This window comes from Leifsonia sp. NPDC077715, assembly GCF_040686855.1.
Lineage (GTDB): Bacteria > Actinomycetota > Actinomycetes > Actinomycetales > Microbacteriaceae > Leifsonia.
In genome coordinates this window covers 1003244-1021950 of sequence record NZ_JBFBOG010000001.1, presented here as the reverse complement: position 1 = coordinate 1021950, position 18707 = coordinate 1003244, and the positions used below count along the sequence as shown (strand labels likewise).

The window sequence follows — 18707 nt, the reverse complement described above, 5'->3', positions numbered from 1 at the left end:
GGTTCGACTGGAGGGTCACGGCGAACAGATGACGGCCGGTTCGAGCACGGTCGCGAGCATCCGGGAGGGGGCCAGAGCAGCCAACGAACTGCTCGGACACGTCTCGGAGCTGGTGTCCGGGGTCAAGGAGCATGCAGGCAAGGTGACGACCCTGGCAGTCCAGATCGAGGATCGCGACCGCCGGGCGGCGGGAAGTCTGGGAAGAACATCGTGAGCAGTTCTGGCTTCCGCGACTCGCGGCCTGAACTGTCCATCAGCGCGCATGAGGACCACGTGGCAGACCAGCTCGCCGTGCTGGGCAGGCACGAGCTGCTGTTGGACGAGTATCTGCAGGTCATGCGCGAGGACAGTGCCCGCTTCGAGGAAGCGGGTATCGGCATGGGGGAGAGGAACGACTTCGTGCAGAAGGGGTTGGCGGCGCGTCGCGAAGTCGAATCCTCGGTGCGCCGAGTCGTCCAGGAGCAGTCGGAAGCCCTCGAAGACGCGGCGAGGGAGATCCGCCGGGTGTCTGAGGCCGAGGTGGAGCGGCTGCACCAGGAAGGGAATCGTTGATCGTGGGTTTGGTCTATGTTTCGGCTGACTCGAGCAGGGTGAAGGATGCCCTGAGGAAGAACCTCGCAACTGCCACGTCTGTTCTGAACGCCACGCGGGGGGCGTCCGATCACCTCGTCGGCGCCGTGAATGGTGGAGCGCTGTCCGGCAAGGGCTATGCGGCCATCGGATCCTTGTTCGGGGAGGTCATCCGGCCGTCGCTGATGCAGGTCAAGACCGGACTGGACGGACTGCGAGCAGATTACGAACGCTTCTCGTACGAGGACTCCAAGATCAGCCACTTCGGGGTGCTCAAAGAAGACGAGCTGAACATGCAGGTAGCGGCGACGAAGAGGCAGCGCGACGCCACCACGCGCCTCATCGAAGCCAACAACGCCGTGATGAACGCGGTAACGATCGTGCCCGGGCTGAGCGAGGTGCTGCAGTGGGCGAATTCCCGGCTGGAGATGGTCGTCGCCCAGCTCGACAACGATGTCCGCGATCTGGAAGGCAGAATCCAGGCGCTCCAGCAGTTCGACACGGCGACGAGGGGACTTTTCCAGAAGTCGCTCCCACGGACGGTCACGGCAACGTTCAAGGAGAATGCGTCGCGGGCCGATCCGCACAAGGTGTGGACCGGGTCGGAGTTGATGAATCTGCTGTCTCTGCGGAGTCCGGCGGAGGTGGAACGGATGCTGGCGCGCAATCCGGGGCTGGTGCAAGAATTCTGGGATTCCCCGCCGCCGGCGGATGAGGTGGCGTCGTGGTGGGCGACGCTCAGTCCGGAGCAGCGGGAGAAGTGGTGCCAGGCTGCCCCTGCGGTCGTCGGGAACCTTCCCGGTTTGGATGCGGATACGCGGATCCACGCCAACATGATCCAGTTCCAACGAGACTTCTACGACCGCGGCATCGACCCGAAATCGCCGCGCGGGATCGTTCTCGGTGACATCATGAAGGCGCTCGGTGTTGACGCGTTTTCCGGTCCGTTGCTGGACTACGAGAAACTTGCACGCGAGCTGAGCCCGGCCCGCGGGTTGCTGGCGTACAACTCCACCGCTCAACCACCGCTGGCGGCAATCGCGGTCGGCGAAACGCGTGCGGAGAAGTTGGGGAAGGTGACCTGGGCGGTCCCCGGGATGGGCAACGGTCTCGGCCAGCCCGACCGCCTGTTTGGATGGACCAACGCGGCCGCCAACCTGTATCAAGCGCAAGAGATCGCCGAGCCCGGAGTGGCGCACATGGTGGTGGCGTGGATTGGGTACGCGTCGCCTGGGGATGTGTCCGTGTTGTGGGGGGACCGCGCCCGGGCGGGAGCCGCCCGACTGGCCAAGGAACTGGACGGCCAGTGGGCGGCAGGTGCGATCCTGGGCGGAAACCCCAAGCCGTTCACAGCAGTGGTCGGGCACTCCTACGGGACCACGGTGGTCGCCAACGCGCTCGGCGCCAGGGGTGCGCTGGCCCACAATGTGCAATCCGTGGTGCTCTTGGCATCAGCAGGAGTGGACAACGGCATACTGAGTGCGGCTTCCCTAAGTGTCGACGGGGGCGCGGGGCGCGTCTATGCGTCGCAGTCCTCCCAGGATCAAGTCGCGGACGTGGGGCGTTACTACTCGGGTCGGGGTGATCCTCGCGACGAGTTGTTCAATGCGAAGGTGTTCTCATCAGAAGGGGATCTCGGCCAGAACTTGGAACCGACGGATGGGCACGACACGCGCGGTCATGGTTCCGACCGCGGGGGACTCGGGGCTCTTGCGCATGCCACCGCGGGACACGGCTACCTCGATCCCGGGACCGAAGCAATCAACAACACTGCTGCCGCCAGCCTGGGGTTGGACGGAAAAATCAACGGCGGCACCCATACTGGGCGGGATCGATGATCTCAACCCGCCGTCTCATCACCACTGTCACCATCACCATGTTGGCGTTCATCATGAGCGGATGCGCGCTCCTGGGAGGAATCATGACTAGTTCGGATGGTCAAGCAATCGTCCCGCCCTCAGAGTTCTCGTCCAAGACGCGAGAGCAGACGTTGAAGGAGGCGCTCGCCCAGTCCAGCCATTTGGTTCAGTTCATAGGGGGAGACTGGTACGACCATGGGAGCCCGCGGCGCCTTTACGACCCCGCCGAACTCTCACGGTGGGCGGGCGGCCCGTGCGGTACTGCTGGCTCCTACCAGTACTCGATTGACCTTCAGCAGATCGTCCTGGTGGAGGACCCGCTTGCGAAGATCGAGTTGGTGCGGGAGCACTGGAAGAGCCTCGGGTACAAGGTCCGTCAGATCGGACCAGCCGAAACCGACGAGGAGAGGTTGACCCATATTTACGTCGACCTACCGTACGGTGCCGGTCTCGGTTTCCACGCCAGTACTACTGCGATGACGATCTCAACTCAGAGCGAATGCATCAAAGAGGAATGACGCGAGACTTGGGCGGCGCGTCGAGCGAGACGGCAATCCGCTCCGTTATCGGCAGCCTCCAGCGCTAGGCGCCGCACGACGAATATCGCTCGGCCGCTGATACCTGCGCACACATCTACGCGTGCGCGCGCCCCGCTGGCAGCACCAACGTGAACCGCCCGTCCTCGAACGGCTGCACCCCCGCCGCCGTCGCGAACGCGGCGAAGCCGCGCGCCGCCGCCTCCCGCTCGTCCGCCGGCATCGCGGCCAGCACCTCGGCGACTGCGTTGCGGCGGTGGGCGATGACCCGTTCAACCAGGCGCTCGCCCTCCTTCGTCAGGGTGAGTTTCACGTAGCGGCGGTCGGTCGGGTCCTCCTGGCGTTCGATGAGGCCGGCGCGGACCAGCTTCTCGCTCGTGCGGGTGGCGTTGGAGGGATGGACGCCCAGCTCGGTCGCCACGTCGCCCGGGTTCTGCGGGCCGCGCGTCGCGATGAAGACGAGCACGCGCAGCTGCGGCGAGGTGACGATGTGGTCGACCTCCATCACCGAGCGCGCGGCGACGTGCATCAGGAAGTCCGCCGCGCGGAGGGCGGCCTCGAGCGGGTCCTCGTCGGTCACCCGTCCTTTCTACCGTGGATGCGTTGCGAACGTGCAACGCTTGCGCGAATTATCGTCCTCAGTCGCGATCACGGTGAAGCGCGTCCTTCACCCGCTCCACGCCCTCGGTGATCAGCGCCGTCGCCGAATCCTTGATCGCGCCGACGCCGTTCGGGTCGCCCTTCAGCAGGGCGAGACCGGTGTTCTTCGCGAACTCGTACGTGATGTGCGGTGGCAGCGGCGGGATATTCTTGCCCGTGTACGCGTCGATCACGGTCACGCCGCGGTGCGCCAGGGCGGTGTCCCAGGCGGCCTCGATCTCGTCGTCCGAATGGACCGCGATGCCTTGGAAGCCCAGCAAGCGCGCCCAGCCCGCGTAGTCGACCGACTCGACGTCCTGCGAGGTCGGCCAGACGGGGTTGCCGTCCTCGGTCCGCATCTCCCACGAGACCTGGGTGAGGTCGTCGTTGTGCAGGACCAGCACGACGAACGTCGGGTCGTCCCACCTCGACAGGTACTTCTTGAGGGTGATGAGCTCGTTCATCCCGAGCATCTGGAACGCGCCGTCGCCGATGGTGCAGACCACGGTCCGGTCGGGGAAGGCGAACTTGGCCGCCTCGGCGTACGGCATGGACGCGAGCATTGAGGCGAGCCGGCCGGAGAGGTCGCCGCGCATGCCCTCGCGCAGTCGGATGTAGTGGCCGTACCAGTCGGCGGTGGTTCCGGCGTCGCAGGTGACGATCGCGCCGGCGGGGAGGCGCTTGTTCAGCTCGGCGTAGACCTTCCGCGGGTTGACGCCGTCGTCGTAGTGCTTGTCCGCCTGTGCGGCGAGCTCGTCGTCCCAGTCGCGCATCTTCCCGGCGACCTTCTCCTGCCAGGACAGATCCTGCTTCTGGCGCAGCAGCGGGAGGAGGCCCGCGAGGGCCGTCTTCACGTCCGCCCAGATGCTGACCTCGGTGGGATAGCGCAGGCCCAGCTGCTCCGGTCGGACGTCGATCTGGACGCCCCGCGCTTGTCCCGTCTCCGGCAGGAACTGGCCGTACGGGTAGTTCGTGCCGAGCAGCACCAGGGTGTCGCACTCCCGCATCTGGTCGTAGCTGGGCCGCGAACCGAGCAGACCGACCTGCTGGGTGTGGAACGGGATGTCCCCGGGCACCACCTGCTTGCCGCGTAGCGAGGTGATGACGCCGGCGCCGGACAGCCGCGCCGCCTGCAGCACCTCGTCCGTCGCGCCCACAGCGCCCGCGCCGACCAGGAAGGTGACCCGCTCGCCCGCGTTGATGATGTCGGCGGCGGCCTGCAGCTGCTCGAGCGGAGGCGCGATCGCGGTCGACGGCGCCACGGCGCTCGAGCGGGAGACCCACATCTCCGCCCCGGGCTCGGCCATCTTCAGCCCCTGCACGTCGTGCGGCAGGATGATGACGCACGGCTGCTTCCGGGTGATCGCGGTGCGGAAAGCGGTGTCGACCACCGCCTGCGCCTGCTCGGGCGACACGATGGTCTGCACGTACGCTGCGACGTCGGAGAAGGCCTGCTCGAGGTTGCTCTCCTGCTGGTTGAAGGTCCCGAACGAGTTCAGTCCCTGCTGGCCGACGATCGCGACGACCGGCTGGTTGTCCATCTTGGCGTCATAGAGGCCGTTCATCAGGTGGAAGCCGCCGGGGGAGGAGGTGGCGATGCACACGCCGACCTCGCCGGTGAATTTCGCGTGGGCCGTCGCCATGAAGGCACAGATCTCCTCGTGGGTGGGGCGGATGTACTCCAGGCCCTCGCCCGCGCGCTCCGCTTTGCCGAGCATCCCGTCGAACTCGCCGATCCCGTCACCGGGGTAGCCGAAGACGCGTCGCACGCCCCACTCCCGGAGCCGTCCGATCACGAACTCGCTGACCGTTGTCGCCATGTCGTTATCTCCTTGCGTCCAGCAGCCGGTCCGCCGCGCGTGCCGCGACGGTCATGATGGTGAGGGCGGGGTTGGCGCTGCCCTGGGTCGGCAGCACGCTCCCGTCGGTGATGAGCAGGTTGGGGACAGCGAACGTCCGGCAATCCGCATCCACAACCCCTTCCCTCTCGTTGCCGGCCATGCGTGCGCCGCCGACGAGGTGCGCGTAGCGCTGGACCGTCATGGTCTCCTGCGCCCCGGCGGCCTCCAGGATGCGCTCCATGGTCGCCTGAGCTGCCTTCGCGAGCGCGCGGTCGTTGTCGCACTGGGTGTACGAGAAGTGCGCGACGGGGAGACCGTAGCGGTCGGTCTCGTCGGCGAGAGTGACGCGGTTGTCCGGCTGCGGCAGGAACTCGCACAGCGCGCCGAGGCACGCCCAGTGCACGTAGTCCGACATGTAGCGGCGCAGGTCGGCGCCCCAATGACCCTGCGCCATCACGTGCTCGGCCCAGGTGATCGGCAGCGGCGACACCGTCTGGATGGAGTAGCCGCGCTTGTACGGCTTCGTCGGGTCGGTCTCGTAGAACTGCTCCGTGCTGACCTCCGGCGGTGGCGCCTTCCACATCCGGATCTCATCGGGGAACCGTCCGGCGGTCTGCGGCGCTCCCTGCACCATCAGGTAGCGACCGACCTGGTCGAAGTCGTTGCACATCCCGTCGGGGAAGCGCGCGGACCGCGAGTTGAGCAGCAGGCGCGGGGTCTCGATCGAGTACCCGGCGATGGCGACCATCCGGGCTCGCTGGAAGCGCTGCACCCCGTCCCGGACGTAGTGCACGCCCGTCGCGCGCCCGGTGCGCTCGTCGAACCCGATGGAGGCGACCATGCTGTCGGCGCGGATCTCGGCGCCGTTCTGCAGCGCATCCGGAAGGTGCGTGATGAGCGGGGACGCCTTCGCGTTCACCTTGCAGCCCTGCAGGCAGAAGCCGCGGTAGATGCAGTGCGGGCGGTGGCCGAAGCGTCCGTTCGTGATGGCGACCGGGCCGACCTTCGCGGTGACCCCGGCGGCCTCCGCGCCGCGGAGGAACGTCTCGCCGTTGCCGGAGACGGGATGGGCGTGATGCGGGTAGGAGTGCGGGTCGCCCCAGGGCCAGTCCTCGCCGGCGACCGGCAGCTCGTTCTCGATGTCGGAGTAGTAGTCCGCGAGGTCGTCGTAGGTGATCGGCCAGTCCGCTCCCACACCGTCCACGGACAGCGTGCGGAAGTCGCTCGGGTGGAACCGCGGCGTGTACCCGGCGTAGTGGACCATCGAGCCGCCCACGCCGCGTCCGGAGTTGTTCGACCCGAGCGGCACCGGGTCGCCGCCGCCGATCTGCCGCGGCTCCGTCCAGTACAGGTGGTGGGAGCCGGCCTCGTCGCTGACCCAGTCGCGCTCCGGGTCCCAGAACGGGCCGGCGTCGAAGGCGACCGCGCTCCAGCCCGCGCGGGCGAGGCGCTGCAGCAGCACGGAGCCGCCCGCCCCGCAGCCGACGATGGCGATGTCCACCTCGTCCGTGTCGGCGAAGCGCCGCATGCCGCCGAGGAGGTCGGGGCGCGTTCGGGACCCGTCGGTGGTCAGCAGCCAGGCCGAGGCGTTGCGGTCCCGCACCGCCCGGGCGCTCACGATCCTCCCCCGACTCGGGTCGCGGGCAGCTCGGCGGGATGCGCGTCGGCGACCTCGAAGGGCTCGCGCTTGTCGACACCGAGGTTCTTGTAGCCGCGCGGATACGCCGGACCGTCGAAGCCGATCTCGTCCCAGGCGTCCGGGTGGCTGTAGAAGGCGGTGCACGCGTAGCGCGTCCACAGACTCCAGACCTGACCGCGGTGGAAGCCGCGCCAGTCGCCGTCGCCGGTGCGGATCGTCTCCAGCAGGGCGCGGCGCGCGCCACGGTCGCATTCGGCGAAGGTGCAGCCGTTGGCCTCCCGGGCATCGTCATCCAGCGCGGCGAGGGTGAGACGCCACGCATCGGCGTCCGTCGGCATGCTGTCGTAGTGCCAGCCGTCGGTCTGGCTCTCGGCCAGCCGTGCGTCCACCAGTGCGGTGATCGGGACACGGCCGTCACCCTCCTGGTCGAGCAGCTCGTCGAACAGCGCGGTGGCCGCCGCCTGCTCGGCCAGGTCGAAGAAGCGGATGTCAGCCGGGCGGCCGACCCGGGCGAGGACGACCGAGCGGGTGGCGTCGTCCCAGCGGTCCGCCTGGTCGAGCACCCGGAACCCGGGGAAGCGGACGGGCGCGGACGTCCCGCGCTGGACGGGAGGCGTGCTCACCTCTCCCGCCTCAGGATCGCGGCGAGCAGTCCCATCCCGCCGACCATCGTCACCAGGAGCGGCGCCAGCAGGGGCGGTCCCATCTCGATGTTGTAGCGGAGGTTGCGCCAGCCTCCCGGTTTCTGGCCGATGCCGCGAGCGTGCAGGTAGGTCCCCTGCAGGCCGTTCGCGACGATCGTGGCGGCGGCGACGGGCAGGAGGGTCTTGGCGGCGCGCGTGCTGAACACCCCCGCGACTCCGGCGATGGCTCCGACCGGGCCGAGGACGACCGGCGCCCACATCCACGGGTTGCCGAAGCTCGCCTTGTCGTGCTCGAAGTAGATCTCGGCGGCGGTGACCAGCGACCCCGCCGCGGTCAGCGCCGAGAGCGACCGTTCGAAGCGGCCGGTCTCGACGTTGCGCACCATCCGGTCGATCCCGTGGACCGCGGTGCGCGCTCGGGTGCGCGTCATTGCTTCGCCTCCTTCATGTGCCGCCCATTGAACGCGCCGCTTGCGGGAAGGCAATCGTTTCTGAGCGGGCTCGTAGGCCGACACCCGTGAAGGTGGGTGTACGCCGTGTCGGCGCTCTGCGCTGCTCGTGGACGAGGTGGCGATCCGCAACCCCTGTGGACCCCGTATTCTCGACACTGGGCCAGACCCGTTCAGCGAAGAAGAGGAGCGACATGAGCTACGCCGTGACCAACCCCGCCACCGGCGAGACGGTCAAGACCTTCGACACCATCAGCGACGAGGACCTGCAGGCCGCGATCGCCGCCGCCGACAGCGTCTTCCGCACCTGGTCGCGCTCAACCACTGGGCAGGAGCGCGCCGCGCTCATCCGCCGCGTCGGCGAGCTGCACGTGGAGCGCCGGCAGCAGCTGGCGGACATCATCGTCCTCGAGATGGGCAAGCCGGTCGAGCAGGCGCTCGCCGAGGTCGACTTCGCCGGTGCGATCTACGAGTACTACGCGGACCACGCGGACGAGTTCCTGAAGGACGAGCCGATCCAGTTGCTCGACGGCGACGGCTCCGCGGTCGTCCGCCGCTCGGCGCTCGGCGTGCTGCTGGGCATCATGCCCTGGAACTTCCCCTACTACCAGGTGGCCCGCTTCGCCGGACCGAACCTGGTGATCGGCAACACCATCCTGCTGAAGCACGCGGAGCAGTGCCCGGAGTCGGCCGCGGCCATCCAGCAGATCTTCCTCGACGCGGGCTTCCCCGAGGGCGCCTACGTCAACATCTACGCGAGCCACCCGCAGATCGAGACCGTGATCGCCGACCCGCGGGTCCAGGGCGTCTCGCTGACGGGCTCCGAGCGCGCCGGTGCGAAGGTCGCCGAGATCGCGGGCCGCAACCTGAAGAAGGTCGTGCTCGAACTCGGCGGCTCTGACCCGTTCATCCTGCTCTCCACGGACGACCTGGACGCGGCCGTGCAGAACGCCGTGGACGCGCGCCTCGACAACTCGGGCCAGTCCTGCAACGCCGCCAAGCGGTTCGTCGTGATCGACGGCCTGTACGACTCGTTCCTGTCGAAATTCACCGAGAAGCTGGCGGAGGTGGAGGCGTCCGACCCGACGAGCGAGGACTCCGCGCTCGGCCCGCTCTCGTCTCTGAAGGCGGCGAAGAACCTGGACGAGCAGGTCAAGCGCGCGGTCGAGAACGGCGCCACGCTGGTGCGCGGCGGCGGCCGCAACGGCGCGTTCTTCGAGACCACCGTTCTGACGGACGTGACCCCGGAGAACCCGGCGTCGAAGGAGGAGTTCTTCGGCCCGGTCGCCCAGGTGTTCCGCGCGAAGGACGAGGATGACGCGGTCCGCATCGCGAACGACACCCCGTTCGGCCTCGGCTCGTACCTCTACACGACCGACAAGGACCAGGCGTCCCGCGTTGCCGACCGCATCGAGGCCGGCATGGTCTTCGTGAACGTCGTGCTGGCCGACGGCGCGGAGCTGCCGTTCGGCGGCGTGAAGCGCTCCGGCTCCGGCCGTGAGCTCGGCCGCTTCGGCGCCGACGAGTTCGTCAACAAGAAGCTGATCCGCGTGGGGAACGACTGGTAACCACGCTCTGAAACGGAGGAGTCCGCGGCCCGACTGGGGCGCGGACTCCTCCGTTTTCGCACGTTCGGCGGTGTGTCGGTTCCGGACTCCTCCGTTTCGAACCCGCCGCGGTACGGTGTGCGTGGAGGTCCCGATGGGTTTCATGGTCTACGACAGCAGCACGCAGATCTCGTTCGACGATCGGGTGCTGGCCCACCTCGAGGTCGTTATCGTGTCAAAGCTGAGACGCAAGGAGTCCTTCGCGCTGAGCTGGCGCGAGTCGCCCGACAACGGAGACGGGCGCACCACGATCTGGATCGACCCGTCCATCCCGCTCCGCTTCCGGTACAGCGGGTCCCGGCCGCCGGCGCTCGACCGCGACTGGATGGAGCGCCTTGCGGCGGCCGCCGCCAGCTCGAGCGGCCTGATCGCCGTCGACGAGGACGGTCAGCAGGTCGTCGGCAGCACGCGCGAGCACGGGCTGTAGCCGGGGCTCACTCCGCGAACTGCTGGAGGGCGTGCCGGGCAAGCGCCGCCATCCGCGGGTTGTCGTCGGACGCGGTGGCCAGGGCGGACGACATCGCCACCGCCCAGCCGCGGGCGCGCAGCCAGGTGGCGGCATCCGGCGCCACCGGCAGTGCCTGCCGGAAGGCCTCTCGCGCCTCGGCGTCGAAGGTGAGCCACGCGGTCGCCAGGTCGGTCGCGGGATCGCCGGAGGTGACGTCCCCGAAGTCGACCACGGCTTCGAGTCCCCCGTCGTCGGCGAGCAGCAGGTTGCCGGGATGGAGGTCCCCGTGCAGCAGGATGGGCGGACCGTCCCAGGCGGGCGCGTCCAGCGCCTCGCGCCAGGCCTGCTCCAGGTGGGCCACCTCCATCCGGCCGGCGAGGGACCGCAGGCGCAGCCGGACCGCGTCGTGCCGGGATGCGAGCGGGACGCCGCGCACCGGATTGCGCGGAGCGTCCGGTGCGGGCACCGCGAGCTCGCCGACGAAGCGCGCGAGCGGCGCAGCCAACCCGGCGCGCGCCTCCGCGTCCACCGACGCGCCGTCGGTCCCGTCGAACCATTCGACGACGCTCCACGGCCACGGGAAGGTCTCCGACGGGACGCCCACCCGCACCGGGACGGGGACCGGCACCGACACGCGCGCCGCGATGCCCGGAAGCTGCTCCTGCTCGTGCTCGATCAGGTGCGCCGCGACCTCCCGGCGCGGCACGCGGACCGCGAGCCGGTCGCCGAGGCGGTAGAGCTGGTTGTCCCACCCGTCGGAGACGAGCCGCAGCGGCGCGATGAGATCCGGATGCTGCTCGGCGACCAGCCTCTCGACCAGGGCGGCGTCGGTGCGGATGTCCGCGGCGGGTGTGTCGCTCACCGCTCGAACGTAGCAGAACGCGCGTCCCGACAGGACTTCGCGCGCATTATCGGCGCGGGTGGGCATACGACGCAAGATTCGTGCGTGCAGCGCCAAACGCATGCTCGATCCGTGTGAAAGCATTGCGGTCGGAGGAAGCATGACCCAGACCCAGAAGCCCGCCGCCCAGCTCCATGAGCGGATGCACGCCGTCACCCCGGAGACCCGGGAGCTCGTCGACCTCGTGCTCGATTACTCGCGCCGCCGCATCCTGAGCGAGGTCACCCCGCTCGACAAGCCGCTGCCCGAGTTCGAGCTGCGCCGACTGGCCGGCCAGACCGTGTCGGAGACCGGCATCGGCGCCGAACGCGCCCTCGCCCTCTTCGAGCACGTCCTCGCGCCGGCCTGCATCACGACCGACCACCCCCGATACCTCTCCTTCATCCCCACCGCGCCGACCAAGGCCGCCACCGCCTTCGACCTCGTCGTCTCGGCCAGCGCCGTGTACGGCGGGTCGTGGCTGGAGGGATCCGGTGCCGTGTACGCCGAGAACCAGGTGCTGTCCTGGCTGGCCGCCGAGTTCGGGCTCCCGTCGACCGCCGGCGGCGTGTTCGTGCAGGGTGGGACGCTGGGCAACCTGTCCGCGCTGGTCGCCGCCCGCGACGCAGCCCGCACCGAGCGCGGCAACCCGGCCGGCCGCTGGGTGATCGTCTGCAGCTCGGAGGCCCACTCCTCGGTGTCCTCGGCCGCCCGGGTGATGGATGTGGACGTCGTGGCGGTCTCGCCCGGCGAGTCGGGCGTCCTCACCGGCGACGCCGTCCGGCCGGCGCTCGAGGAGTACGGAGACGCGGTGTTCGCGGTCGTCGCGACCGGCGGGTCCACCAACTTCGGCATCGTCGACGACATCGCGTCGGTCGCGGCCCTGAAGTCGGAGTTCTCGTTCTGGCTGCACGTCGACGGCGCCTACGGCCTAGCGGGGATGCTGTCCCCGCTCGCCCGGCACCGCTTCGCCGGCGTCGAGCACGCCGACTCGGTCATCGTGGACCCGCACAAGTGGCTGTTCGCGCCGTTCGACGCCTGCGCTCTGATCTACCGCGACCCCGAGGCGGGCCGCCGCGCGCACACACAGCACGCCGAGTACCTGGACACGCTGACCGAGAACACCGAGTGGAGCCCGTCGGACTACGCGGCGCACCTCACCCGGCGCGCGCGCGGCCTTCCGTTCTGGTTCTCGCTCGCCTCGCACGGCGCCGCGGCGTACCGCGATGCGGTGACCGCCTCCATCCGCCTGGCCGGGCAGATCGCCGAGGAGATCGAGCGGCGCGACGGCTTCCGGCTCGTGCGCCACCCGCAGCTGTCGGTCGTGGTCTTCGAGCGCGAGGGCTGGACCAAGGAGGACTACGCGGTCTGGTCCGCGCGGCTCCTGGAGGACCAGCGCGCGTTCGTGACCCCGAGCTCGCACGCCGGCCGTCCGAACACGCGCTTCGCGGTGCTCAACCCGCTGACGACCTTCGACGACCTGGTCGGCATCCTCGACACCATGGAGTGACGCAGCGCCCTCGACCGCGAGACGACGAAGCCCCCGTGCCGCATAGCACGGGGGCTTCGTCGTATCCGAGAGGGAAGAGGCGTCAGACGATGTCGTCCGACTCGCCCGTCCGGCGCGTCACGCGCTCGCCCGTCGCAGGATCGACGGCCGTGCGGGTGGTGGCGACGGAGGTGCGACGCCGGGTGAGCAGCACGATCCCGATGATGATGCCGATGACGCCGGCCACCATCAGGATGTAGCCCACCAGGTGCAGGTCGATCCAGCCGACCTGGAGGTTCAGGGCGAACGCGAGGATCGCGCCCACCACGACGAGGAAGATTCCTGCGCCGAGGCTCATGGCTGCCTCCTGCCTAGACCCGTCGGCTTCCGGTGAGCAGTCGCACCAGCCAGACGATCACGGCGAGCACGAGCAGGATGATTCCCACCCACAGGAGGAAGTTCAGGGACTGAACGAAGCCACCGGTGAGCAGCAGGATGATCGCGATGATCGCGATGATGATGAGCAGGATGTTCATGGAGAAGTGTCCTTTCCTTGACGCACTCCAGCCAACAACTGCTTCAATTGCCTAGCAATCCCCTTGACTTCAGGTGCGTTTCGGCCTAGCCGACCGTTCCGAGGCGATGCGATCGACGGTTTCGCGCATCTTCGTCAGGAAGCGGGTCACGGTTTCGGCCTCGTCGGGGCTGAGTTCGGCGGTGGCGGCGGCGATCTGCTCCTGCGCCGCGGCCAGCAGCGGGCCCGTCTCGCCGAGCGCCGCTCGCGTGGGCACCAGCTCCACCGAGCGTTTGTCGATGCGGCTGGGGCGCCGTTCGACGAAGCCGCTCTTCGCCAGCCGGTCGATGAGCAGCGTGGTCGAGGCGCTGGAGACGCCGAGGTACGCGCTGATGTCCTTCGCGAAGGTCGGTCTCCCGAGGGCGGTGTTGTCCAGGATGAGACGGAGCGCCAGCAGGTCGTTCTCGCCGATGCCCATGGCCGCGCCGGTGCGACGGCGCATCGCGGCCTCGGCTGCACGGTAGACCTGCAGCGCCTCCAGAACACCCGTGTCGGGCGGAGTCGCTTCCGGTTCGTGCTTCACCTCTCCCAGTCATGCCCGATCCCGTCCGGGATGCAACCTGGGTGGACCCGACTGTCGGCGGATTCACGGACTGCCCATCCGCGCGTATGCTCGCGCGGTGGACGACAGAGTGCTCCTGGAGCGGTACGAACTGCACGACCGACTGGGTCGTGGCGGGATGGCGACCGTGTACCGGGCGACCGACCTGCGGCTCGACCGCGAGGTCGCGGTCAAGCTGTTCGCCCCCGGGACGGCGGTCGAGGACGCGCGGCGGCACACCGAGGCCACGATGCTCGCCCGGCTGAGCCACCCGCACCTGGTCGCCCTGCACGACGCGCACCTCGCCGCCGACGGGGATGCGACCCCGAGCTTCCTCGTCATGGAGCTGGTCGACGGCGAGGACCTGCGCAGCCGCCTGGAGCGCGGGCCGCTGCCGCCCGACGAAGCGGTGGAGGTGACGGCCGGCATCGCGGAAGCTCTCGTCGTCGTGCACGAAGCGGGGATGGTGCATCGCGACCTCAAGCCGGGGAACATCCTGCTCGCCGACTCGAGCGTTCCGGGCGGCCGCCCGGTCGTGAAGCTCGCCGACTTCGGCATCGCGCACCTCATCGGCTCGGAGCGGATCACCACGATCGGCACCGTCATCGGCACCGCCGGCTACCTCAGCCCGGAGCAGGTCTTCGGCGGCGAGCCGGGGCCTTCGGCCGACATCTACTCCCTGGGGCTCTTGACGCTGGAGACGCTGACCGGCGTGCGCGAGTATCCCGGGACCCCGGTGGAGGCGGTAGCCGCGCGGGCGGCGCGCGACCCGCGCATCCCGGCGTCGCTGCCCGAGGACTGGCGGGGTCTTCTCGCCGCGATGACCGCGCGCGACCCCGCGCTGCGGCCGACCGCGCTGGAGGTCGCCGTGATGGCGCGGGAGCTCGCGCCGCAGCTGGCGGGATGGGTGCCCGAGGCCCCGGAGGACGTCGCGACGCAGGCGATGACCGGTCCTGCGGTGGCGGCCGGGCCCGTTGCGGCGGAGGCGACGGATCCCACGCGCATCCTCCCCACCCGCCGCGCGGCGCGCGACACGAAGACGACGCGACGCCGTCGCGGGATCGTCGCGACCGGCGCGGTCGCCGGCTCCATCCTGGTGGTCGCCGCGACACTCACCCTCGGAAGCATGGTCGCGCCGGCGTCGGAGGAGCCCCAGTCGGTCCCGACGACGCCGCGGCCGACCCCGAGCATGGAGGCGCCGCCGACGACCGTCGCGCCCGCCGTCACCACCACGACGCCGGAGCCGCAGCAGCCCGCGCAGCAGCCCGCACAGCAGCCCGCGCAGCAGCAGCCCGCACAGTCCAACCCGGCCCCCGCGCCCGCCCCTGCCAAGCCCGGACCCGGCGCCGACAACCCCAACAAGGGCCCGGGGAAGAACAACGGCGGGCCGGGCAAAGGCAAGTGACGCGGGGCGCCCGCACCCCTCCCGCTTCCGCACCCGCCGCTTCCCCGGTACTGTCCCCGGTATGCCCGAGCAACCGAGGACCGCAGCGATCGTCGTGAACCCGGTGAAGGTGGATGAGCCCGCGTTGCGCGAGGCGCTGTCCGCCGCCGAGAAGCGCTGGGGGTGGAACGAGACGATATGGCTCGAGACCACCGAGGACGACCCCGGCAGCGGGCAGACGAAGGAAGCGCTCGAGAAGGGCGTCGACGTCGTCATCGCCGCGGGCGGCGACGGCACGGTCCGCACGGTGGCCGAGGAGCTGCGCGGCACCGGCACGCCGCTCGCACTGCTGCCCTCCGGCACCGGCAACCTGCTGGCCCGCAACCTGAATCTCACGCTGGACGACATCGAGAACGCGCTCGACTCCGCTTTCGCCGGCGGCGACCGGTCGATCGACATGGGCGTGATCGAGCTGCGCGACGGCACCGGGAGCACCCGGCGGCACGCCTACCTGGTGATGGCCGGTGTCGGGATCGACGCCCAGATGATCGCCGCGACCGACGAGGACCTGAAGGCCAAGCACGGCTGGCTCGCCTACGTGAAGGCGATCGGCACGGTGCTGCGGGACAAGAACCAGCTCCGCGTCCGCTACCGGCTGGACGACCACGGCCAGCACTCGATGCGCGCCCACACCGTCCTGATCGGAAACTGCGGGTCGCTGCCCGCCAACATCCTCCTGCTGCCCGAGGCCGCTGTCGACGACGGGCAGTTCGACATCGTCGTGCTCCGGCCCGAGGGGTTCATCGGCTGGGTGCAGATCGTGGTCAAGATCTTCTGGGAGAACGGCGTGCTGCGCCGCACCTCCGTCGGCCGACGCCTGATGGGCGCCGACCGGGAGGTGCGGGCGATGAACTACCTGAAGGGCAAGGAGTTCGTGATGCGGCTGAGCCGGGCCGAGGAGGTGGAGCTGGACGGCGACCTGTTCGGCCGCGCGTCCGCGCTGCGCACCTGGGTCGACCCGTCCAGCCTCATCGTCAAAGTCCCGAAAGAGGCCTGAGGCCTCAGACGGCCTCCGCCAGCAGCTCCAGCGTGTCGACGACGCGGTTGGAGAAGCCCCACTCGTTGTCGTACCAGGCGACGACCTTGATGTGGCGGCCGTCCACACGGGTGAGCGCGGCGTCGAAGATGGACGACGCAGGCTGTCCGGTGATGTCGCTCGAGACGAGCGGGGCGTCGGCGTACTCCAGGATGCCGCGGAGCGCGCCATCGGCGGCCTCGCGGTAGGCGGCCAGCACCTCGTCGCGGGTGACGTCGCGCGACACCGTCGTGTTGAGCTCCACGATGGAGCCGACCGGCACCGGAACGCGGATGGAGTCGCCCGACAGCTTGCCGTCCAACTGGGGCAGGACCAGCCCGATCGCCTTCGCGGCGCCGGTCGTCGTCGGCACGATGTTGACGGCGGCGGCGCGGGCGCGGCGGAGGTCGCGGTGGGGGCCGTCCTGGAGGTTCTGCTCCTGCGTGTAGGCGTGCACGGTCGTCATGAAGCCGTGCTCGATGCCCGCGAGGTCGTCCAGCACCTTCGCCAGCGGAGCCAGCGCGTTCGTGGTGCAGGAGGCGTTGGAGACGATGAGGTGGTTCTCCGCGTCGAAGGCGTCCGTGTTGACGCCGTAGGCGAGCGTGACGTCCGCACCATCGGCGGGGGCGCTGACGAGGACGCGCTTGGCGCCGGCGGTCAGGTGCCCGCGGGCGGCGTCGGCGGAGGTGAAGCGTCCGGTGGACTCGAGCACCACCTCCACTCCCAGCTCGGCCCAGGGCAGGTCGGCAGGCTCGCGCTCGGCGAGGACGCGGATGCGTCGGCCGTCCACGACCAGCGTGTCGCCGTCGACCTCGACGGTGCGGCCGAGGCGGCCGAGCGAGCTGTCGTACGCGAGCAGGTGGGCGAGGGTGGCGGGTGCCGTCAGGTCGTTGACGGCGACGACCTCGAGGTCGGAGTCGCGCTCCAGCAGTGCGCGGAGCGTGTTGCGGCCGATGCGGCCGAATCCGTTGATGGCGATGCGGGTCATGGCGTGTGATGTCCTTTCGTGTGACCTCATCCATGCTGCGCGCGGCGTCGAGGGGACGACAGTGGCGTGGACGACACGCTGCGCAAGCATCCCGCCAGGCTTTCTGCCATGCAGCGAAAGGATCGTGCCAGGCCCGTCAGGCGGAGAACGTGTGCCGGTACTCCGTCGGCGAGGTGCCCAGGATGCGCTGGAAGTGCAGCCGCAGGTTCGCCCCCGTCCCGAGGCCCACGCGCGCCGCGATCTGCTCGACGCCCAGGTCGGTGCGCTCCAGCAGCTCGCGGGCCAGGTCGACGCGGGCGCGCAGCACCCACTGCATCGGGGTGTAGCCGGTGTCCTCGACGAAGCGGCGGGAGAAGGTGCGGGCCGACACCTTCGCGTTGCGGGCGAGCGCGTCGAGGGTCAGCGGCTCGGCGAGGTGCGCGAGCGCCCACTCCCGCGTCCCGGCGAAGAGGTCGCCGAGCGGTTCGGGGACGCTGCGGGGCACGTACTGCGCCTGCCCGCCGCTGCGGTACGGCGCGGCGACGAGCCGCCGGGCCACGCGGTTCGACAGCCCGACCCCGTGGTCGCGGCGCACCAGGTGCAGGCAGAGGTCGATGCCGGAGGCGGCGCCGGCAGAGGTGAGGATGTCGCCCTCGTCGACGAACAGCACGTTCTCGTCGACCCGGATCAGGGGATGCCGCTCCGCGAGGGCGCGCGTGTAGTGCCAGTGGGTGGTCGCGCGCTTGCCGTCGAGGAGTCCGGTCGCCGCGAGCGCGAACGCCCCTGTCGAGATCGCGGCGAGTCTTGCGCCGCGCTCGTGGGCGGCGAGGAGCGCTCCGACGACCGCGGCGGGCGGGTCGGTGGTGGCAGGGTTGCGGTAGCCGGGCACGAACACCGAGTCGGCCTGCTCCAGCGCCTCCAGCCCGTCGGCCACGTGATACGAGAGCCCGTCGCCTCCTGTCACCAGGCCGGGCGCCGCACCGCAGACGCGCACCTCGTACGGCATGCTCGGCCGGTGGGAGAACACCTGGGCGGGGATGCCGACATCGAGCGGCTTCGCGCCCTCCAGCACCAGCACGGCGACGCGGTGCACGCCGCTGTCGCTCATGGGCGGGCGGAGACGATCTGCAGCAGGGCGGCGCGCAACGCCGACGGGTCGTCGACCTCGGGGAACACCTCGTCCTCCAGTCCGCGCACTCCGGCGAAGGCGGCGCGCCCGGCGTCGGTGACGGCGAGGACGTGACGGCGCCGGTCGACCGGGTCGGGTCGGCGCACCAGCAGGCCCTCGCGCTCCAGGCGGTCCACCGTGCGGGACATCGTCTGCGGCTCGACGCGCGCCAGCCGGGCGAGATCGGATTGCGAGTCGAAGCCCAGCTCCAGCAGGTGTAGCACGACCAGGCCGGCGTGGGTCAGGCCGCGCTCCTCCAGCGCCTCCGCCCAGGCACGCTCGACGGTGCGGGAGGCGGCGCCGAGCAGCCGGCCCAGCGGCCAGTTCTCGGGGCGGTGCTCCTCCGCCTCCACCTCGTGCTTGTCCATACGCCCATCGTACGTTCGGCGGGTGCCGC

Annotated in this window: 21 protein-coding genes; 9 read left to right on the top strand and 12 right to left on the bottom strand. The window is 69.9% G+C overall.

All coding sequences use genetic code 11. The features are described from left to right. Positions 1–28: 28 nt before the first annotated feature. From AB0P25_RS05060 to AB0P25_RS05045, 4 genes are read left to right on the top strand one after another with little or no spacing between them, the layout of a single operon-like run. Positions 29–214: a hypothetical protein gene (locus tag AB0P25_RS05060; RefSeq protein ID WP_363805768.1), complete on the top strand. Its 186-nt coding sequence runs from the start codon at positions 29–31 to the stop codon at positions 212–214. 59 nt (positions 215–273) lie between these two features. Next, positions 274–552 (top strand): hypothetical protein, encoded by a 279-nt coding sequence (locus tag AB0P25_RS05055; RefSeq protein WP_363805767.1) that lies wholly within the window; start codon positions 274–276, stop codon positions 550–552. A 38-nt stretch (positions 553–590) separates the two neighbouring features. After that, positions 591–2408, top strand: a complete 1818-nt coding sequence (locus AB0P25_RS05050; protein WP_363805766.1) for an alpha/beta hydrolase — start codon at positions 591–593, stop codon at positions 2406–2408. After that, the gene (locus tag AB0P25_RS05045) at positions 2405–2947 is read left to right on the top strand and encodes a hypothetical protein (RefSeq protein ID WP_363805764.1); all 543 of its coding nucleotides are present in this window, start codon (positions 2405–2407) and stop codon (positions 2945–2947) included. The genes AB0P25_RS05050 and AB0P25_RS05045 overlap by 4 nt, the downstream gene beginning before the upstream one ends. Positions 2948–3062: 115 nt before the next feature. On the opposite strand, the gene AB0P25_RS05040 is transcribed toward AB0P25_RS05045, so the two are convergent. From AB0P25_RS05040 to AB0P25_RS05020, 5 genes are read right to left on the bottom strand one after another with little or no spacing between them, the layout of a single operon-like run. Then, complete coding sequence (locus AB0P25_RS05040; protein WP_363805762.1) at positions 3063–3545, bottom strand: MarR family transcriptional regulator; 483 nt, start codon at positions 3543–3545, stop codon at positions 3063–3065. A gap of 58 nt (positions 3546–3603) precedes the next feature. Further along, positions 3604–5424 carry a thiamine pyrophosphate-requiring protein gene (locus AB0P25_RS05035; RefSeq protein WP_363805761.1) on the bottom strand — a complete coding sequence of 607 codons (1821 nt, stop codon included), beginning with the start codon at positions 5422–5424 and terminating at the stop codon, positions 3604–3606. 4 nt (positions 5425–5428) lie between these two features. Next, positions 5429–7063 carry a GMC family oxidoreductase gene (locus tag AB0P25_RS05030; protein WP_363805759.1) on the bottom strand — a complete coding sequence of 545 codons (1635 nt, stop codon included), beginning with the start codon at positions 7061–7063 and terminating at the stop codon, positions 5429–5431. Continuing rightward, positions 7060–7707, bottom strand: a complete 648-nt coding sequence (locus AB0P25_RS05025; protein ID WP_363805758.1) for a gluconate 2-dehydrogenase subunit 3 family protein — start codon at positions 7705–7707, stop codon at positions 7060–7062. The genes AB0P25_RS05030 and AB0P25_RS05025 overlap by 4 nt, the downstream gene beginning before the upstream one ends. Beyond that, positions 7704–8159 (bottom strand): hypothetical protein, encoded by a 456-nt coding sequence (locus AB0P25_RS05020; protein ID WP_363805757.1) that lies wholly within the window; start codon positions 8157–8159, stop codon positions 7704–7706. Before AB0P25_RS05020 ends, AB0P25_RS05025 begins: the two co-directional genes overlap by 4 nt. Before the next feature lie 212 nt (positions 8160–8371). On the opposite strand from AB0P25_RS05020, the gene AB0P25_RS05015 reads away from it, so the two are divergent. Together AB0P25_RS05015 and AB0P25_RS05010 are read left to right on the top strand one after the other, a co-directional pair. Continuing rightward, the gene (locus AB0P25_RS05015; protein WP_363805756.1) at positions 8372–9745 is read left to right on the top strand and encodes an NAD-dependent succinate-semialdehyde dehydrogenase; all 1374 of its coding nucleotides are present in this window, start codon (positions 8372–8374) and stop codon (positions 9743–9745) included. 133 nt (positions 9746–9878) lie between these two features. Then, the gene (locus tag AB0P25_RS05010) at positions 9879–10211 is read left to right on the top strand and encodes an ATP-dependent DNA ligase (RefSeq protein ID WP_363805755.1); all 333 of its coding nucleotides are present in this window, start codon (positions 9879–9881) and stop codon (positions 10209–10211) included. 7 nt (positions 10212–10218) lie between these two features. Here the strand turns inward: AB0P25_RS05010 and AB0P25_RS05005 are convergent, their stop codons facing one another. Then, the gene (locus tag AB0P25_RS05005; protein ID WP_363805754.1) at positions 10219–11094 is read right to left on the bottom strand and encodes an aminoglycoside phosphotransferase family protein; all 876 of its coding nucleotides are present in this window, start codon (positions 11092–11094) and stop codon (positions 10219–10221) included. A 139-nt stretch (positions 11095–11233) separates the two neighbouring features. Here AB0P25_RS05005 and AB0P25_RS05000 point away from each other — a divergent pair, with 139 nt between their 5' ends. Continuing rightward, positions 11234–12622 (top strand): aminotransferase class V-fold PLP-dependent enzyme, encoded by a 1389-nt coding sequence (locus AB0P25_RS05000; RefSeq protein WP_363805752.1) that lies wholly within the window; start codon positions 11234–11236, stop codon positions 12620–12622. 82 nt (positions 12623–12704) lie between these two features. Here the strand turns inward: AB0P25_RS05000 and AB0P25_RS04995 are convergent, their stop codons facing one another. From AB0P25_RS04995 to AB0P25_RS04985, 3 genes are all read right to left on the bottom strand, one after another. Further along, complete coding sequence (locus AB0P25_RS04995) at positions 12705–12959, bottom strand: DUF6458 family protein (protein WP_363805751.1); 255 nt, start codon at positions 12957–12959, stop codon at positions 12705–12707. A gap of 13 nt (positions 12960–12972) precedes the next feature. Further along, positions 12973–13137 carry a hypothetical protein gene (locus AB0P25_RS04990; protein WP_167552371.1) on the bottom strand — a complete coding sequence of 55 codons (165 nt, stop codon included), beginning with the start codon at positions 13135–13137 and terminating at the stop codon, positions 12973–12975. Between the two features lie 69 nt (positions 13138–13206). Next, the gene (locus AB0P25_RS04985) at positions 13207–13698 is read right to left on the bottom strand and encodes a MarR family transcriptional regulator (protein WP_363805749.1); all 492 of its coding nucleotides are present in this window, start codon (positions 13696–13698) and stop codon (positions 13207–13209) included. Between the two features lie 97 nt (positions 13699–13795). Here AB0P25_RS04985 and AB0P25_RS04980 point away from each other — a divergent pair, with 97 nt between their 5' ends. Further along, positions 13796–15121 (top strand): serine/threonine-protein kinase, encoded by a 1326-nt coding sequence (locus AB0P25_RS04980; RefSeq protein WP_363805748.1) that lies wholly within the window; start codon positions 13796–13798, stop codon positions 15119–15121. Between the two features lie 61 nt (positions 15122–15182). After that, a complete protein-coding gene (locus AB0P25_RS04975) occupies positions 15183–16157 on the top strand; it encodes a diacylglycerol kinase family protein (RefSeq protein ID WP_363805747.1) in 975 nt (324 codons plus the stop codon). Between the two features lie 4 nt (positions 16158–16161). Here AB0P25_RS04975 and gap read toward each other — a convergent pair whose 3' ends face one another. From gap to AB0P25_RS04960, 3 genes are all read right to left on the bottom strand, one after another. Then, positions 16162–17163: a type I glyceraldehyde-3-phosphate dehydrogenase gene (gene gap, locus AB0P25_RS04970; RefSeq protein WP_363805746.1), complete on the bottom strand. Its 1002-nt coding sequence runs from the start codon at positions 17161–17163 to the stop codon at positions 16162–16164. Positions 17164–17299: 136 nt separating this feature from the next. Further along, on the bottom strand, positions 17300–18250 hold the full coding sequence (locus tag AB0P25_RS04965) for a helix-turn-helix domain-containing protein (protein ID WP_363805744.1): 951 nt from the start codon (positions 18248–18250) through the stop codon (positions 17300–17302). Then, positions 18247–18678 (bottom strand): MarR family transcriptional regulator, encoded by a 432-nt coding sequence (locus AB0P25_RS04960; RefSeq protein WP_363805743.1) that lies wholly within the window; start codon positions 18676–18678, stop codon positions 18247–18249. Before AB0P25_RS04960 ends, AB0P25_RS04965 begins: the two co-directional genes overlap by 4 nt. Positions 18679–18707 lie beyond the last annotated feature (29 nt).